A 15,108-nucleotide genomic window follows, 5' to 3' on the forward strand; every position below is an offset into this window, starting at 1 on the left:
CTACACGGTCGTCGAACCGGTCACGGCCCGGCGGTACTGGGACAGGTCGTCCGCCACTCCCAGCAGCCAGGCCTCGACGGAGGCCAGGAACAGGTGGGTCTCCGTCACCTCCGGGACCAGTTGCTCGGCGACCTCCAGGGGGTGCGACCCGCCCGGCAGGCACTCCGGTGTTCGGTCCACCTGCGCGACGTCCCCGGTGCCGAAGGCGTCCGCGGTCCGCAGCGCCGTCGCCGCCACCCTTTCGGACAGGGCCGAGAGCGCCGCCACCGCGGCCGGGGGCAGGGGTGCGAGCCCCTCGCTCCGGTGGCGGACGAGGAGGAAGTCACCGCCGTAGACGATGAAATGGCCGGCTGCCAGGGCCGCCTCCCAGCCGGACGACGCCGTGTACTGGTGGGTGTGTTCCGACTGGTACTGCGCGCAGGACGCGTCGGCGAGCAGCATCGCGCGGCGCGCGGGCCGCAGCGGGTCCTCGTCCGTCGCCGGGCCGCTCACTTCGGTGACCACGGCACGGCACGCCGTGGCACCGCGGGCGAGGAAGTCGCCGATGTCCCTGCGCAGCGCGCCGTAGCCGCCCTTGGGCCAGGCGAGCAGGCTGGCGATGCCTCCGACCACACCGCCGATCAGGACGTCGGTGAGCCGGACCTCGGAGAGATGCCAGTTGGGAGTGGAGAGCTGACTGAAGATCACGATGAAGGTCAGGGTGAACAGGCCCTGCATCCAGGCCGGGCCGCACACCAGGCCCAGTGTGAAGCCGACGAGCATCAGGACGGGGAGCAGCGCCGCGTAGAAGGCGGGCACGTCGCCGACCAGGAAGAGCATGAGCGCGGCGACCGCGGCGCCGGCGATCGTGCCGAGGAAGGCGGGGCGCAGGGCAGCGCGGGTGTCCGAGGCCGAGGTACGCATCAGGCTGACGGTTGCCAGCAGCACCCAGAACCCGTGGGAGAGATCGAGCGCACCGACCAGCAGGCGGGCGGCGGCCAGCGCCGCCGCGGTGCGCAGGGCGTTCTGCAGGTGGACCGAACGGGGCGTCAGGTGGACTCCCAGCCGGCGCCACCACAGCACGGGCGCGGGTGCGAACGCGTACCAGAACACCTGGCGGTACGGTCGGCTCCGCTCTCCGGCCGGGGGCCGCCCGCCGAGCGCGATCCGGGTGGCTTCCGTCGCCACCCAGGTGGCTGTGGCCACTTCCCGCACCATCGCGTGGCGCAGCAACCGGGTAGCCGGGGGAGGTGGCCGCTCACCGACGCGACTGGCGTCGAACACGTCCAGGGCCGCGTCGAGGCCGTCGACGCGCGGCGGGGCGGCACCCGTGCGCAGCGCTTCGGCGTCGGCGCGCAGGGACGCCGCGACGTGATCCAGCAAGGCCGCCGCGGCCGGTGCGGCGGACTTCCCGTCGTGACCGTCGTGACCGTCGTGACCGTCGCGGCCGTCGCGGCCGTCGCGGCCGTCGAGCAGTCGGTCCAGCCGACCGCGGATGTGCCAGAGCGCCGCACGCGCCTGGTTGAGCGCCCGGTCCCGGGCCGAGGGCGAGGTGGGGCGTTCGGTCGACGGCAGACGGACCGGCCGGGCCGCCTCATAGGCCTGCTCGGCCTGTGCCTGCCGCTCGTACGCCGCCGTGGGGGGCGTCGTCGGGCTGCGCAGGTCGTCGGCGAGGGCCCCGCTGTAGGCGGCGACGGCGGCCACCGCGTCGGCGAGCACCGTCCGGTAGGGCACCGGTGGCGGGCCGGGACAGACCAGCCGTTCGGCGAGGCCGGCCAGCACGATCCCGATCGTGAGGCCGATGAGCCTGGCGCCCAGTGACCCCGGTGCGTACGGGGGAAAGCAGGGCAGCACGTAGAACAGCTGGAAGGCGATGGCCAGACCGGCCGGCCGCGGTCCGCCCACCGTGAGGAAGGCGATGATGAAGCCCACCACGAACATGCCGATGGCCGCCGCCCAGGCATGCACCGCCAGCAGGGTACCCAGGGTGACCAGGACCCAGCCGGCGGGCAGCGCCAGCAGCAGGGTCCGGGCCCGCTGCGCCGCGCCACCGGGAATCCGGCAGAACAGGCTCAGGGGAAGCGCGCCGAAGATGGCGTAGAGGGCGATCACCGAGTCGCCGAGGCCGTACCGGCAGGGGTAGAAGCCCGCGCACCCGGCGACGGTCACCCGCACCGCCCGCCGCAGCGCCGCCGGTCCCTGCGGCTGTGCACGCAGCCACCTGCCGGGTGCCCCGCCACCGAGGAGCCGCTCGGCCGTCACCGCCGCCCTCCCGGCCGGGGAGCCCCGGGGCGTCCGCGCAGTCCGTCGGCCACTGGAACACCTCGTCCACTCCGCTGGTCCCCGACGTGTGTCCCGACGGGGATCCGGTCGGCTGTCAGGTCCGTCCGGCCGGACCGGGCATGGTCCGGCCGGCCTGTCACATCGCGTTCCACGCCAGGCCGCCCCGCGCCGGGACCGGCTCCCCCGACCGGCGGACCACCTGGCCCCGCCCGTGAGCCGGCGTTCGGGGTCCAGAGGTCCGATACGTGCCGGAAGTCCTGGCGAGGGCTCCGACCTCCCGGACCGCCGCCTCCTCGGCCGCACCGACCTGCGCGGGACCGCAGACCGTCACCTGGATCACTGCTGCTCCCTACTCGTCGTCGGGCAGGTACCAGTGGTGCGGCGCGATGAGCCCGTCGATCGACCCGGGTCCCCAGGAGCCGGGCGCATACGGCTCCACGGGCCGTGGGTGGGCCAGGAGTCCGCCGGAGATCTCCCACAGGCGCTCGATGGAGTCCGAGCGGGTGAACAGCGACTGGTCGCCCAGCATCGCGTCCAGCAGGAGGCGTTCGTAGCCCTCCAGGCCGTGCCGGCGCCGGAAGGAGTCCGCGTAGCGGAAGGTCATCTCCGCGGCGCCGAGCCGCATCGCCGGTCCCGGTTCCTTGGTGAGGAAGCGGGCGCTGATCCAGCCGGGATCGTCGAAGTCGATCACCAGGGCGTTGCCGCGTTCCGCGCCGGGGCCGTCGTGCGCGTCGTCGGGGAACATCCGCCGCGGGGGCTTCTTGAAGTGCAGGGTGACGGTCTGGCGGCGCTTGGCCATCGACTTGCCGGAGCGCAGGTAGAACGGGACACCGGACCACCGCCGGTTGTCCACCTGCGCGCGCAGCGCGATGAACGTCTCGGTCTGGGAGTTCGGGTCCACTCCTGGCTCGGCCCGGTATCCGTCGTACTGCCCGCGCACCACGGCCGCGGGGTCGAGGGGTTCGAGGGCGTTGAAGACCTTGGCCTTCTCGTCGCGCAGGGGCTGCGCGCTGAGGGAGGCGGGTGGCTCCATGGCCACGATGCCGAGCACCTGGAACAGGTGGGTGACGATCATGTCCCGGTAGGTGCCGGTCTCCTCGAAGAAGGCGGCGCGGCCCTCGATCCCGATCGTCTCGGGCACGTCGATCTCGACGTGGCTGATGTGCTCGCGGTTCCAGACGGGTTCGAACAGTCCGTTGGCGAAGCGCAGGGCGAGGATGTTGTCGACGGACTCCTTGCCCAGGAAGTGGTCGATGCGGAACACCTGGGACTCGTCGAAGACGGCGTGCACGGTCTCGTTGAGCGCGCGGGCCGAGGCGAGGTCGGTGCCGAACGGCTTCTCGATGATCACCCGGGTGTCGCGGGCCAGGCCGGTGTCGCCGAGCATGCCGATGACGGAGGTGAACGCGGCCGGTGGGACGGCCAGGTGGCACAGCCGGCGCGGGCTGCCGCCGATGGCCTGCTCGGCGGCCCGGACGGCGGTGAGCAGCGGCTGCGGATCCTCCGGGTCGGCAGCGCCGAAGCTCAAGCGGTCCTCGAAGGCCTGCCAGCTCGCGCCGGTGGGCTCGGCGAGGCCGAACTCCCGCACCGCATCCTCGGCGTGCCGGCGGAACTCCTCATCGCTGAGCGCGTACTGGGCCGGTGCCGAGCCGACGATCCGGTAATCCTCGGGGAGCAGGCCGGCCTTGGCGAGGTGGAACAGGCCCGGGAGCAGTTTGCGCCGGGCGAGGTCGCCGGTCGCGCCGAACAGCACGATGACGTGGTGCTCGGGGCGGTCGGTGGTCATGGGGGCGGTCGGGGCCGCGGGCGCTGTGGTGGTCATGGATTCTGCTTCTCTGCGTGTCCGCCGAACTCGCCGCGCATCGCGGAGAGGATCCTGTCCGTGAACTCGCCGGGGCCACAGGGGGCGGGAGCGCGACGGGTTCGCCGGGCCAGGGCACCTGCGGTCGGTCCGTCCACAGCACATGGTGCGGCCCTCCTGCCGTCCTCGTCGGCCGGGACACGGCGCCGCGGTGTTCTTCCTCCGGATGGGCCATCCGACCCGCTTGAGGCGCCGACGATCGGCGGGGCGACGAACGGCGCCACGGCGAGCGGCTCCGCGGCGAAGGGCGCCGAGGCACGGCGGCCGGTGACGGCCAGCAGTGCGGCGGGGTGGTCGGTGAGCACGGCGTCGGCGCCCAGCCGGGCGGCCTCGCGGTAGTCGGACGCGTTGCCGCCCCCGGCGCGGTGGGCGATCACGAGCGGACGACGGCTGCGGTCAGCCCCCCGGTCAGGCTGCGGGTGCACAGCTGCCGCCTCCCGCCCTCCCCACCCCTCGGCCCCGGGAGTCGCCCGCCGGCCCGGGTGGCGCCAACTGGCCGACGCAGCTGCCCTGGACGGCGGAGTACCCGATGAGCACCGGGCACCGGGCGTGCTTGAGGCAGTACCGCCGGGCCGAGCGGCCGCGGAAGCGGTGGCCCGGGCGGTGACCGCCGACTCCCAGCACGAGGAGGTCGGTGTCGTGCCGCGAGCAGGCGACGAGGGCCGGGCCGGGCTGCCCCCGAAGGACCGCGGGCGAGAGCCGCACGCCGTCCGGAATGTCCGGGATGTCCGCGAGGACGGCATCGCAAGCGGCCGCGAGCCGCTTCTCGGCCGCCTTCTCGTAACGGCGGCACAGGGCGTCGAGGGCCGGGAAGGAGGTCGGCTTCGAGGGGCGCGGCGCGTCGCCACCGGGCAGCTCCCATGCCAGCACCGGGCAGAGCTCGGCCTGGTGGCGCAGCGCCTCGTACGCGGCCCGCCGCAGTGCCAACAGGCTTCCCGGGGAGCCGTCCACACCGACCACCACACGCTTCACGAGTACCGACATGCTCTCTCCACTCCTCCGGGTCCGGTCCGTGGTACGGCCCCCGCAGTCCGCCGCTGTCGCTCACCGTGGGGCCGCCTTCCACGCTAGGAGCCGGCCCGGGCGGACGGGTCGGCCGATCGGACCATGCGGTGGTGGATCCCGGCCGACCGCCCGACCGGTGGCGCATCAGCATCCGACCCCGAGACCGAGGGCCGGTCCGGCGGGTGTACGCCATCCGGTGGTATCGCCCCGGCCGAGCGGCCCGGAGCGAGGCCGGCGCCTTCTACGCTGGCCCGGTAGGCGGTGAAGAGCAGTCGTCAGGCCCGGTGGCACAGGACCCGTGCGTCCCTGGACCGTTCGGGGCGGACCGTGACCGAAGGTTGCCCAGCGCATGAGGTTCGACGAAGGTCCTGGCCCCGTCGCCGTGAGAACGTCGAGAACGTGATGCCGCGGTGAGCGCGCCCGGTCCTTCAACGCAGCCGCCCGCCGTGCCACCGCGCATCGGCGACGCGGCTGCCCTGGCCTGGCTGCTGGGGCTCAGCCTCCTCATCGTGACGCCCGACGTGCTGGCGGGCAGCTCCGTCCACCTCACGTCGATGATCATCGTGCTGTGCGCCCTGGCCGCCGGCCTGTGCTCGCTCCGCATGACCGTGGTCGCCGCGCTGCTGACCGCCACCGTCCGCCCCCTGCTCTACCTCACCGAACCGCCCGCCTCCGTCGCGGACGGGGTGGTCAGCGCGGTGGTGACGGCGATGGTCGCCGCCCTGGCGGGCGAGTTCTACCCGCTGGAGGACCGCCTGCCGGCCTGGCGAGGACTCGGCCGGGACGGCCGAGGCCCTGCGGCATGACCTGCACGCCTACGCCCCCGGCCGCGCCCGCGCCCGCGACGACGTGACGGCCCTGGTGCTCCGCCGGGTCGGCGGGAGCACCGGAGAAGGAACGGGCATCGGCCGGACCGTCAGTGGTCGAAGTCACGGAGCACCACGACCGGGCAACGCGCGTGCTGGACGCAGTACTGACTCACCGAGCCCGCCAGCACGTTGACGAAGGCGTGGTGCTCCCGCCTGCCCAGGACCAGCAGGTCCGCACCCGCCGCCCGCCCCAGCAGTTCCTCGGCGGCGTTGCCGAGCAGAACGGTCTGCCGGATCTCCACGGGCGGGTCGCCCCCGGCCACGTCGGCCACCGTGCGGGCCAGCGTGTGGCCGGTCTCCTCGCCCAGCCGGGGCTCCGGCTTGGCCATGACGACCCCGTACATCGCGGGATAGACCCAGCAGGCCACGGCGTCCACCACCGCGCCGGTGGCCCGGGCCTGGCCGATCGCCCATTCCAGGGCCCGCCGGGAGGAGGGCGAACCGTCCACCCCGACCACGATCCGGCCCTCGGCCGTGCTCTCGTTCACGCTGCCCATCACGTCCATCTCCTACCGGTCACGGCTGCCACCGGGAGGGTCCCGGCGTTCGGGCGGCCGGTCCCATCGACCGGCCCGCCATCCGCAGGCTCCCGGTGATGACCGGGCCGGCCCCTCGGACGCCTTCAACGCTAGGCAGCCGCGGCCCGCCCCCGGCACCCCCGACCGGTCGACCGACCGGTGGACCGCGCTCCCACCGATTCGCTCCGGACGACGCCGGGAATCCCGCCGGGTCGGCGTCCGCAGGAGAGTCGGCCGGGTGTCTCCGACAATGGAGGTAGTTCGTCGGCCGGACCAGGAGCTCTAGGAGAACCCCCGCCATGACCACCGTTTCCGCCTATGCCACGCCCGCCGCCAAGGCCCCGCTGGAGCGCACGACCATCGAGCGCCGCGCGGTCGGCGAGAGCGACGTAATGATCGACATCAAGTTCGTCGGGATCTGCCACTCCGACATCCACCAGGCCCGCGAGGGCTGGGGCGAGGCGATCTTCCCGATGGTGCCCGGCCACGAGATCGCGGGCGTGGTCGCCGAGGTCGGCCCCGGCGTGACGAAGTTCCGGGTCGGCGACCGGGTGGGTGTCGGCTGCATGGTCGACTCCTGCCGCCGGTGCGACAACTGCAAAGCCGGCCTGGAGCAGTACTGCGCCGAGGGCCCCGTGTGGACCTACAACGCCGTCGGCAAGGACGGGCAGCCCACGTACGGCGGCTACTCGCAGAAGGTCGTCGTCGACGAGAACTACGTCGTGCGCATCCCACTGGGCCTGTCCCTGGACGTGGCGGCCCCGCTGCTGTGCGCCGGCATCACCACCTACTCACCGCTGCGGCACTGGAACGCCGGCCCCGGCAAGAAGGTCGCCGTCGTCGGCCTCGGCGGCCTCGGCCACGTGGCCGTGAAGATCGCGCACGCGCTCGGTGCCGAGGTCACGGTCCTGTCCCAGTCGCTGCGCAAGAAGGACGACGGCCTGCGGCTGGGCGCCGACCACTACCACGCCACCAGCGACCCGAAGACCTTCGAGGAACTCGCGGGCAGCCTCGACCTCATCCTCAACACCGTCTCCGCGCCGCTCGACTTCGCCGCCTACGCCTCGCTGCTGCGCACGGACGGGACGATGGTGAACCTCGGTCTCCCCGAGGAGCCGGTGCAGATCGTGCTCCAGTCGCTCTTCGGCAACCGCCGCAGCATGAGCAGCTCAGGCATCGGCGGCATCGCCGAGACCCAGGAGATGCTGGACTTCTGCGCCGCGCACGGGGTGGCGGCCGAGATCGAGCTGATCCGCGCGGACGAGATCAACGACGCCTACGAGCGGGTGCTCGCGAGCGACGTCCGCTACCGCTTCGTCATCGACACGGCCACCATCTGAGCCCCGGGCGGACTTTGGGCGGACCCTCGCGGACCTTGGGCGGACCCTCTAAGAGAGTTCTAAAAGCGCTGTTTGAGAGGGTTGTCCCATGAGCAACGAGTGGAAGATCCTCGTCGTGGACGACGACCCGGAGGTCCGCGGCGCCGTCGAGGACGGTCTGGCCGTCGAGGGCTACGCGGTACGGGGTGTCGCCGACGGCCTCGCGGCCCTCTCCGAGCTCGGCCACTGGCAGGCCGACGCGATCGTGCTGGATCTCCTGATGCCCGTCATGGACGGCCTCGCCGTCTGCCGGCAGCTGCGCGCGCTCGGCGACCGCACTCCGGTCCTGGTGCTCACCGCACGGGACTCGGTCAGCGACCGGGTGGACGGCCTGGACGCCGGGGCGGACGACTATCTGGTCAAGCCCTTCGCGCTCGACGAACTGGCCGCACGACTGCGCGCGCTGCTGCGCCGCACGGTCCCCCACCCCAGTGACGACATGATCCGCGTCGGCGACCTGGCGATCGACCCGGCCGGCCGCAGCGGGCGCCGGGGCGAGCGGTCGATGGAGTTCTCGCGCACCGAGTTCGCCCTGCTGGAACTGCTGATGCTGCACGCGGGCCAGGTGCTGCCGCGCGAGATGATCGTGGAACGGGTCTGGGGCGTCGACTTCGGCCCGGACTCCAACTCCCTGGCCGTCTACATCGGTTACCTGCGCCGCAAACTGGAGGCCGGCGGCGAGCCCCGGCTGGTGCACACCGTGCACGGCATCGGCTACCGGCTGGACCCGGCGTGAGGGCCCATGCCCGCTGGCGGCGGCGCCGGCCGCTGCGCACCCGGCTGGCGCTCGCCGGGTCGGCGGCGGTCGCCCTGGTGGCGATCGGCGTGTGCCTGGCGGCCTTCACCATCGTCCGCTACGAGCTGCGCCACCAGCTCGACCTGCACCTCGTCCAGCAGGCCACCATGCTCCAGCAGCAGGAGCGCAGCCACCCGCCGGGCGTCGTCTACGGCGAGTGCGGCTACCTCGCCGCGCCCGCGTGCACGCAGATCGTCCCGGCCGCCACCCGGTTGGACCCGGCCGAGCCCTACCTGCTGCCGGTCACCGCGGAAACCCGCCAGGTCGCGGCCGGGCAGCGCCCGGCGTACTACACGGACATCCAGATCAGCGGACACCCGGCCCGGATGTACACCGCCAGGTTCGGCGGCACCCAGGCCGTCCAGGTCGCCCTGCGCTCGGACGCCGTGGACCGCGGGGTGCGCCAGGCCGGCGAGCTGATGGCGGCCGTGGCCGGGGCCGGTGTCCTGCTGGCCGGGGTGCTCGGCTACGTGCTGGCCCGCACCGGACTGGCGCCGGTCGCCCGGCTGACCGCCACCGCCGAACGGATCGCGGCCACCCGTGACGCCGGTCTGCGGATCGAGCTGCCGCCGGGCCGGCACGAGGACGAGGTGACCCGGCTCGCCCGCAGCTTCAACACCATGCTCGGCGAGCTGGAGCAGTCGGTCACCGCCCAGCGCCGTCTGGTCGCCGACGCCTCGCACGAGCTGCGCACCCCGCTGACGGCGCTGCGCACCAACGCCGAACTGCTCGCCCGCACGGACCGGTTGACGCCGGCGCAGCGGGACAGGGCGGCGGCCGGGCTGAACCGCCAGCTGCGCGAGGTCACCAGCATGGTGAACGACCTGATCGAGCTGGCCCGGGACGAGGAGCCGCAGCTGCTGCTGGAGCGGGTGCGGCCGGCCGCACTGGTCGAGCACTGCGTGGCCGCGGCCCGCGACCACTGGCCCGCCGTGGCGTTCGACCTGGCCGTCGCACCCGACACCGTCGGTCTCACCCTGCCGGGCGTGCCGGCGCGGCTCGTCCGGCTCTTCTCCAACGTGCTGGACAACGCGGCCAAGTTCAGTCCTGCGGGCGGCACGGTCGAGGTGACGCTGACCGGCTCGCCGCTCCAGCTGACCGTCCGGGACCACGGTCCGGGCATCGCGCCCGAGGACCTCCCCCATGTCTTCGACCGGTTCTACCGCGCCTCCGCCGCCCGGGCGCTGCCCGGCTCCGGCCTCGGACTCGCGATGGCCCGGCAGATCGCGCAGGCCCACGGCGCCGCGCTCACCGCCGAGTCGGCCCCGGGCGGCGGCGCGCTCTTCCGGCTGCGGTTCGCCCACGGCGTCACGAGCGAGGCGGCGGCGCCGTGACCCGGCCCCGGCGCACGCCCGCCGGCGGCGCGCGCTCACGCCTGCATCGCAGCAGCGGGCGGTGCCTGCTGCGCGACCGCGCGGGTGGGCAGGTTCCAGCCGCGGATCACCGGGCGGTCGTGTTCGGTGCCCAGCCGGCACACCGCGGCGTTGTCGAGCGCGAAGTGCGCGCCGTGATCAGCCGCGAGCCCCAGGTACCGTGCGGTCAGCACCCGCAGCAGGTGACCGTGCGACACGAGCACCACATCGCCCGAGTCCGGCGGCCCCGCATCGCCCAGGAACGGTGCGATCCGTGCCAGCACCCGGTCGCAGCGCTCGGCGACCTGCGCGAGGCTCTCGCCGGGGTGTTCGTGGCCGCCGGGGACCACTCCGTCCTGCCACAGGTCCCAGCCGGGCCGCCGCCGGTGGATCTCGGCCGTGCTCACGCCTTCGTAGCCGCCGTAGTCCCACTCCCGCAGATCGGAGGTGGACCGCAGATCCGACAGACCCGCCTGCACCGCCGTCTGAACCGCCCGCTGCAGCGGACTGACCAGGACGAGAGCCGGCCGGTAGGCGGCCAGCGCACCGCCCAGGGCCTGCGCCTGGGCCCGGCCGCAGTGGGTCAGCGCCACATCCGTGGTTCCGGTGTGCCGCCCGGCGCGGCTCCACTCCGTCTCGCCGTGGCGTATCAACAGCAGATCACCCATGTCGGGTCCTCTCCTCGGTCGTCCATACGGTCGCGCGGTTCGCGGCCGGGTACTCGACCACTCTCCCGCCGCGCCGGGGTGCCCCACCTCAGCCGATCGGCGGAAGCGGCGGACGACAGGCGGTCCGCCACCGGAAGATCGTCAGAGCGGTACGACCCACGAAAGGACGGCAGCCATGGAGGAGCAGGACACCACAGGGAGCCTGACGGCCCGGCCGCTGAGCGAGGACTCCGTCCCCGCCTGGCTGGAGCTGCACCAGGCGGTCGAGCACGTCGACCGGACCGGCTGGCATGCCGACGCCGAGGAGCTCACCGAAGTCCTGGCGGACCCCAAGCTCGACCTGGAGCAGGACAGCCTGGGGCTGTGGGACGGCGCGCGGCTGGTCGCGTACGCCGTGCTGTACACCCCGCACGGCGCACTGGACGTCGCACGCTTCGAGGGTGAGGCGGCGGTGCACCCCGACTGGCGTCGGCGCGGCCTCGGGTCCCGGCTCGTCGGCTGGCTGGAGCTGCGCGCCCGGGCCCGGCACGCGGCGGACCCGGAGCTGTCCGCGCTGAGCGGCGAGCTGCTGCTGAGCGGCCGGGCCGGGGACGAGGGGCTGCTGAAGCTGACGGAGAAGTGCGGCTTCACACCGTGCCGTTGGTGGTTCGAGATGCGGCAGCCGGTGCACGCGGACCGACCCGATCCCCGCCCGGCTCCCGAGGGCACCCGGCTGGTCCCCTTCGAGGCGGCGTACGACGAGGCCACCCGGCTCGCGCACAACGACGCGTTCCGCGACCACTGGGACTTCGCCCCGCTCGACCGAACCGACTGGCGCACCTGGGTCACCGGCGCCGGCTCGTTCCGGCCCGCGATGTCACGACTCCTGCTGGTGGGCGATGAGCCGGCGGGCACGGAGGACGGGGCGGGCACGGAGGAGGTGGCGGCGTACCTCCTGGCGGAGGAGAGCCCGGCGAAGACGGCCGTCACCGGCAGCCGGGACTGTCATATCGGCTACCTCGGCACGCGCCGGGCCCATCGCGGCCGGGGCGCGGCACCGGCACTGCTGGCGCAGGCGCTGCGCGCGGCGGGCGATGCGGGGTACGACACGGCGTCGCTGACCGTGGACACGGCCAACCCGTCGGGTGCGCTGGGTTTCTACCAGAAGTCCGGGTTCGTGGTGGACCGCGAGTTCGTCACCTACACCCGCCCGCTCGCGTCCTGACGGGTGCTCCGGTCTCCACCGGGCGGCACGGTCCGTGACCAGGGGGATCGTCGTCGCCCGATACGATGCCGCTACGGTCCGGCGCAGCCGCTGAGGACCGCGGCACAGAACAGGACCCCCGGATGAGCGACCATGACCGGCCCGCGGCGGCTGCCGGTGCACCGGCCGGGCGTTCGCGCGGTGCGGGCCACAGCCGTGAACTCCTGCTCAGTGCCGCCCTGGAACTCTTCGCCGAGCGGGGATTCGACCACACCACCACGCGGGAGATCGGCGAACGCGCGGGCGTCGACGCGGCGCTGATCGCCCGTTACTTCGGCGGCAAGACGCAGCTCTATCTGGCCGCGTTGGAAGCCGAGTCGGGCGAGGGCGCGCCCGCGGGACTGCTCGACGAGGACCGGCTGCGCGCCCTGCTCGGCAGGTCGACCCGGCGCGGCCCCGGTCCGGTGGTCCGCGCGGCACTGGTCGCACACACCGACCCCGCGCTCCAGGACGCCGCCCACACCCAGCTCTACGAACGCCTGGTCGACCCGACCCGCCGCCGCTTCGCCGAGGAGGGCGTCCCCGACCCGGAGCTGCGGGCCGAGCTGGCGGTGGCCGCCCTCGCCGGGATCCTGCTGGCCCGCCACACCGGCGCCCTCGGCACGCTCGCCGCGGCCGAGCCGGAGAGGCTGTTCGGGCTGGTCGGCGAACTGCTCGCGGCCGTCCATCCGGCCCCGGCCGCACCGGACGGGCCCGCGGCCTAACCCCGGGCCCGCGGCGGACGGGCCCCGTCGTCCGCCGCGGGCCCGTCCGCGGGCCCGGCCTCCGGCTGCGGGAGAGCGGCCGTGCGACGGACGGCCCGCGCGGCCCAGCGGGTGGTGGCGAGCACACCGAGCACGAGGATGGCGACGCCACAGCCGGTGATGACCCACCAGGCCGAGCGACTGGCCTCGGCGAACACGGCCGGGCCGACGTGCGTCCGGTGGTGCAGTCCTGCCGACAGGAGGGCACCGGTGACCGAGATCCCCAGGGTCTGGCCGACCAGGCGGCTGGTCATCGCGATGCCCCCGGCGACTCCGGCCTGAGCGCGGGGCATCCCGGAGACGACCATGTGGGTGGTGGGAGCGGTGAACATCCCGTAGCCGACGCCGATGAGCACGTATCCGGCCAGGATGAGCGGCCCGGCGGAGGCTTCGGCGTGCAGGAGGGTGAAGACCAGGCCGCTGCCCGCGACCGCCGTCCCGGACAGCAGGAGCGGCAGCAGTGGCCCGTGGTTACCGGTCAGCCGCCCGGCCAGCGGAGCGCAGCCCGCGGTGCCGACGGCCATCGGCAGCATCCACAGCCCGGTCCGCAGCGCGGAGAACCCACGGGCGTCCTGGAGGTAGAGCGTGGCGAGGAAGAGGAATCCCGCGCAGGCGGCGGTCGCACACAGGGCGATGACCACCGCCAGGGTGAACCGTGCGCTGTGGAAGAACCGCAGGTCGATCAGCGGCTCGGCCCGGCGACCCTCCCAGAGCGGCAGCACGGACACCGAGGCAGCCGCCAGGGCGAGCGCGGCCAGGATCACCGGGTCGCCCCAACCCCGCTGCGGCGCCTCGATGATGGCGTAGCAGAGCGGTGCGAGCAGGGTGAGGACCAGCAGTTGGCCGACGGGGTCGATCCGGCGCGGCCGTGCCGCCTTCGACTCGGGCACGTAGCGGGTGATGAGGACGAGGGCGCCCAGGGCGACCAGCATGCTGAGCCAGAAGATCGACCGCCATCCGACGCTCCCCACCAGCACCCCGCCCAACAACGGCCCGGCCACCAGCCCGATACCGGCGACGCCGCTCCACAGCCCGATGGCACGGGCCCGTTCGCGCTCCCCGGTGAAGGTGTTGCTGATGATCGACAGCGAGACCGGAGTGAGCATCGCACCGCCGATCGCCTGGATCACCCGGAACACCACGAGCCACTCCAGTGAGGGCGCCAGCGCGCAGAGCGCCGAGCCGAGCCCGAAGAGCGACAGACCGGCCTGGAAGGTGCGCCTGCGCCCGATCCGGTCGCCGGTGGACCCGGCGAGCAGCTGCAACGAGGCCAGCACCAGTCCGTACGAGGTGAGCGTCCACTGCAGTCCGGCGACGGAGGTGTGCAGATCGCGCTGCACGGTCGGCAGGGCCACGTTCATGGCGGTGAAGTCCAGGACGACGATCAGCATGCTCATCGAGCAGGCGGCCAGCACCAGCCGGCGGCGGCGCCGGTCGGGCGCTGCCACGGCGGCGCGCGGGGAACGGTCGGTCATGGCTTGCTCCTTCAGGCCCGTTGCACGGACCCCGGTGACACCGGGGCCGGCCGGTTCGGGCCGGTGGTGGCCGGACCGCCCGGATGGACGCGCACGGCGAGGGTGATGGCGGCCAGCACTCCGACGACGGCCAGCAGGGACCAGCTCAGCCCCACGCTCGTCATCAGGAATCCGCCCGCGGTGGCGCCGACACCCATCGCCAGCACGACGCCCAGTCGGCGCTCCGCCCGGGCCCGTCCGCCGCCCGCCAGCGGGGACTCGTGGACGAGGGCGATCAGCGCGCCGGTGAGGCCGACGGTGATCGGGAAGTCCGGCACGTCCAGCCGGCGCACGGTCGAACAGCGCGCACCCATCGCGAGCGCGAGCAGCGCGATCACCACGTAGCGGGTGGTGGCCGCGGTGGGCGGGGCGAGTGCCGCCACGGCGGTGGCGGCCGCCACCAGGGCGACCTCGACGGCCATGGCGTGGAAGAACCAGTGCTGGCGCGCCCGTCGGGTGGCCAGTTTGGCGGTCCGGGCGGCCAGCACGATGCCCAGGGCGAAACTGATGATGGCCAGCGCGGGGCCCGGGCCGGAGGGGCCGACGGTCTTGCCGAGCGCGAGGCCGAGGAAGATGACGTTGCCCGTCATCATGGCGATGAACACCCGTCCCAGGCCCAGGTAGCTGATGGCGTCCAGCATCCCGGTCACCGCGGTCAGTCCCACCAGAGCGGCGGGCAGCGGATCGCGCCCGCACCGGCGCGGGCCGCGGACGGCGCGCCGGGCGAGCTCCCGCACCCGGCCGCTCGGCCGGGCACAGGTGCTGCTGATCAGCGGGTGGGACATCGGACTTCCTCGCATCGGCGGGTGGCCGGGTCGGCGAGCCGGACCCGACCGGCCCGGCCCTCTGCTCCCAGTACACGCGGCACCGGTCGGCGCACCGGTCGGCCGGCCGACCG

Annotated in this window: 13 protein-coding genes; 6 read left to right on the top strand and 7 right to left on the bottom strand. The window is 73.9% G+C overall.

Translation table 11 applies throughout. The features are described 5' to 3' along the window. The 3 genes from ACFZB9_RS18690 to ACFZB9_RS18700 all read right to left on the bottom strand — a co-directional run bounded on the left by ACFZB9_RS18690 (nt 1) and on the right by ACFZB9_RS18700 (nt 5,107). Complete coding sequence (locus ACFZB9_RS18690; protein ID WP_391448410.1) at nt 1-2,241, bottom strand: FUSC family protein; 2,241 nt, start codon at nt 2,239-2,241, stop codon at nt 1-3. A gap of 370 nt (nt 2,242-2,611) precedes the next feature. Beyond that, on the bottom strand, nt 2,612-4,084 hold the full coding sequence (gene zwf, locus ACFZB9_RS18695) for a glucose-6-phosphate dehydrogenase (RefSeq protein WP_391448411.1): 1,473 nt from the start codon (nt 4,082-4,084) through the stop codon (nt 2,612-2,614). Nucleotides 4,085-4,531: 447 nt separating this feature from the next. Beyond that, complete coding sequence (locus ACFZB9_RS18700; RefSeq protein ID WP_391448413.1) at nt 4,532-5,107, bottom strand: universal stress protein; 576 nt, start codon at nt 5,105-5,107, stop codon at nt 4,532-4,534. Between the two features lie 467 nt (nt 5,108-5,574). Between ACFZB9_RS18700 and ACFZB9_RS18705 the strand changes: the two genes are divergently transcribed. Beyond that, entirely contained in the window at nt 5,575-5,934 is a 360-nt protein-coding gene (locus ACFZB9_RS18705) for a hypothetical protein (RefSeq protein WP_391448415.1), read from the top strand. Between the two features lie 110 nt (nt 5,935-6,044). Here the strand turns inward: ACFZB9_RS18705 and ACFZB9_RS18710 are convergent, their stop codons facing one another. After that, on the bottom strand, nt 6,045-6,494 hold the full coding sequence (locus ACFZB9_RS18710) for a universal stress protein (RefSeq protein WP_391448416.1): 450 nt from the start codon (nt 6,492-6,494) through the stop codon (nt 6,045-6,047). Between the two features lie 320 nt (nt 6,495-6,814). Between ACFZB9_RS18710 and ACFZB9_RS18715 the strand changes: the two genes are divergently transcribed. The 3 genes from ACFZB9_RS18715 (at nt 6,815) to ACFZB9_RS18725 (ending at nt 10,024) form a co-directional block, all read left to right on the top strand. After that, the gene (locus tag ACFZB9_RS18715) at nt 6,815-7,855 is read left to right on the top strand and encodes an NAD(P)-dependent alcohol dehydrogenase (RefSeq protein WP_391448418.1); all 1,041 of its coding nucleotides are present in this window, start codon (nt 6,815-6,817) and stop codon (nt 7,853-7,855) included. Nucleotides 7,856-7,943: 88 nt separating this feature from the next. Further along, nucleotides 7,944-8,630, top strand: coding sequence for a response regulator transcription factor (locus tag ACFZB9_RS18720; protein ID WP_391448420.1), 687 nt, complete (start codon nt 7,944-7,946; stop codon nt 8,628-8,630). After that, nucleotides 8,627-10,024: a sensor histidine kinase gene (locus ACFZB9_RS18725; protein WP_391448422.1), complete on the top strand. Its 1,398-nt coding sequence runs from the start codon at nt 8,627-8,629 to the stop codon at nt 10,022-10,024. Before ACFZB9_RS18720 ends, ACFZB9_RS18725 begins: the two co-directional genes overlap by 4 nt. A 35-nt stretch (nt 10,025-10,059) precedes the next feature. On the opposite strand, the gene ACFZB9_RS18730 is transcribed toward ACFZB9_RS18725, so the two are convergent. Beyond that, nucleotides 10,060-10,710 (bottom strand): histidine phosphatase family protein, encoded by a 651-nt coding sequence (locus ACFZB9_RS18730; protein ID WP_391448424.1) that lies wholly within the window; start codon nt 10,708-10,710, stop codon nt 10,060-10,062. A gap of 175 nt (nt 10,711-10,885) precedes the next feature. Between ACFZB9_RS18730 and ACFZB9_RS18735 the strand changes: the two genes are divergently transcribed. Continuing rightward, on the top strand, nt 10,886-11,914 hold the full coding sequence (locus tag ACFZB9_RS18735; RefSeq protein WP_391448426.1) for a GNAT family N-acetyltransferase: 1,029 nt from the start codon (nt 10,886-10,888) through the stop codon (nt 11,912-11,914). A 122-nt stretch (nt 11,915-12,036) separates the two neighbouring features. Beyond that, complete coding sequence (locus ACFZB9_RS18740; RefSeq protein WP_391448428.1) at nt 12,037-12,657, top strand: TetR family transcriptional regulator; 621 nt, start codon at nt 12,037-12,039, stop codon at nt 12,655-12,657. Here the strand turns inward: ACFZB9_RS18740 and ACFZB9_RS18745 are convergent. Both ACFZB9_RS18745 and ACFZB9_RS18750 read right to left on the bottom strand, forming a co-directional pair. Continuing rightward, the gene (locus ACFZB9_RS18745) at nt 12,654-14,171 is read right to left on the bottom strand and encodes an MFS transporter (RefSeq protein WP_391448429.1); all 1,518 of its coding nucleotides are present in this window, start codon (nt 14,169-14,171) and stop codon (nt 12,654-12,656) included. The two genes, ACFZB9_RS18740 and ACFZB9_RS18745, sit on opposite strands and share 4 nt — an antisense overlap. Before the next feature lie 11 nt (nt 14,172-14,182). Next, complete coding sequence (locus ACFZB9_RS18750) at nt 14,183-14,995, bottom strand: YoaK family protein (protein WP_391448431.1); 813 nt, start codon at nt 14,993-14,995, stop codon at nt 14,183-14,185. Nucleotides 14,996-15,108 lie beyond the last annotated feature (113 nt).

Source organism: Kitasatospora sp. NPDC008050 (genome assembly GCF_042957465.1).
Lineage (GTDB): Bacteria > Actinomycetota > Actinomycetes > Streptomycetales > Streptomycetaceae > Kitasatospora.

Bases quoted from the DNA above. Each gene is read 5' to 3' on its own strand.
- ACFZB9_RS18740 (WP_391448428.1), top strand. From the start codon at position 12,037: ATGAGCGACCATGACCGGCCCGCGGCGGCTGCCGGTGCACCGGCCGGG.
- ACFZB9_RS18720 (WP_391448420.1), top strand. From the start codon at position 7,944: ATGAGCAACGAGTGGAAGATCCTCGTCGTGGACGACGACCCGGAGGTC.
- ACFZB9_RS18745 (WP_391448429.1), bottom strand. From the start codon at position 14,171: ATGACCGACCGTTCCCCGCGCGCCGCCGTGGCAGCGCCCGACCGGCGC.
- ACFZB9_RS18750 (WP_391448431.1), bottom strand. From the start codon at position 14,995: ATGTCCCACCCGCTGATCAGCAGCACCTGTGCCCGGCCGAGCGGCCGG.
- ACFZB9_RS18715 (WP_391448418.1), top strand. From the start codon at position 6,815: ATGACCACCGTTTCCGCCTATGCCACGCCCGCCGCCAAGGCCCCGCTG.
- zwf (WP_391448411.1), bottom strand. From the start codon at position 4,084: ATGACCACCACAGCGCCCGCGGCCCCGACCGCCCCCATGACCACCGAC.
- ACFZB9_RS18710 (WP_391448416.1), bottom strand. From the start codon at position 6,494: ATGGGCAGCGTGAACGAGAGCACGGCCGAGGGCCGGATCGTGGTCGGG.
- ACFZB9_RS18735 (WP_391448426.1), top strand. From the start codon at position 10,886: ATGGAGGAGCAGGACACCACAGGGAGCCTGACGGCCCGGCCGCTGAGC.
- ACFZB9_RS18700 (WP_391448413.1), bottom strand. From the start codon at position 5,107: ATGTCGGTACTCGTGAAGCGTGTGGTGGTCGGTGTGGACGGCTCCCCG.
- ACFZB9_RS18730 (WP_391448424.1), bottom strand. From the start codon at position 10,710: ATGGGTGATCTGCTGTTGATACGCCACGGCGAGACGGAGTGGAGCCGC.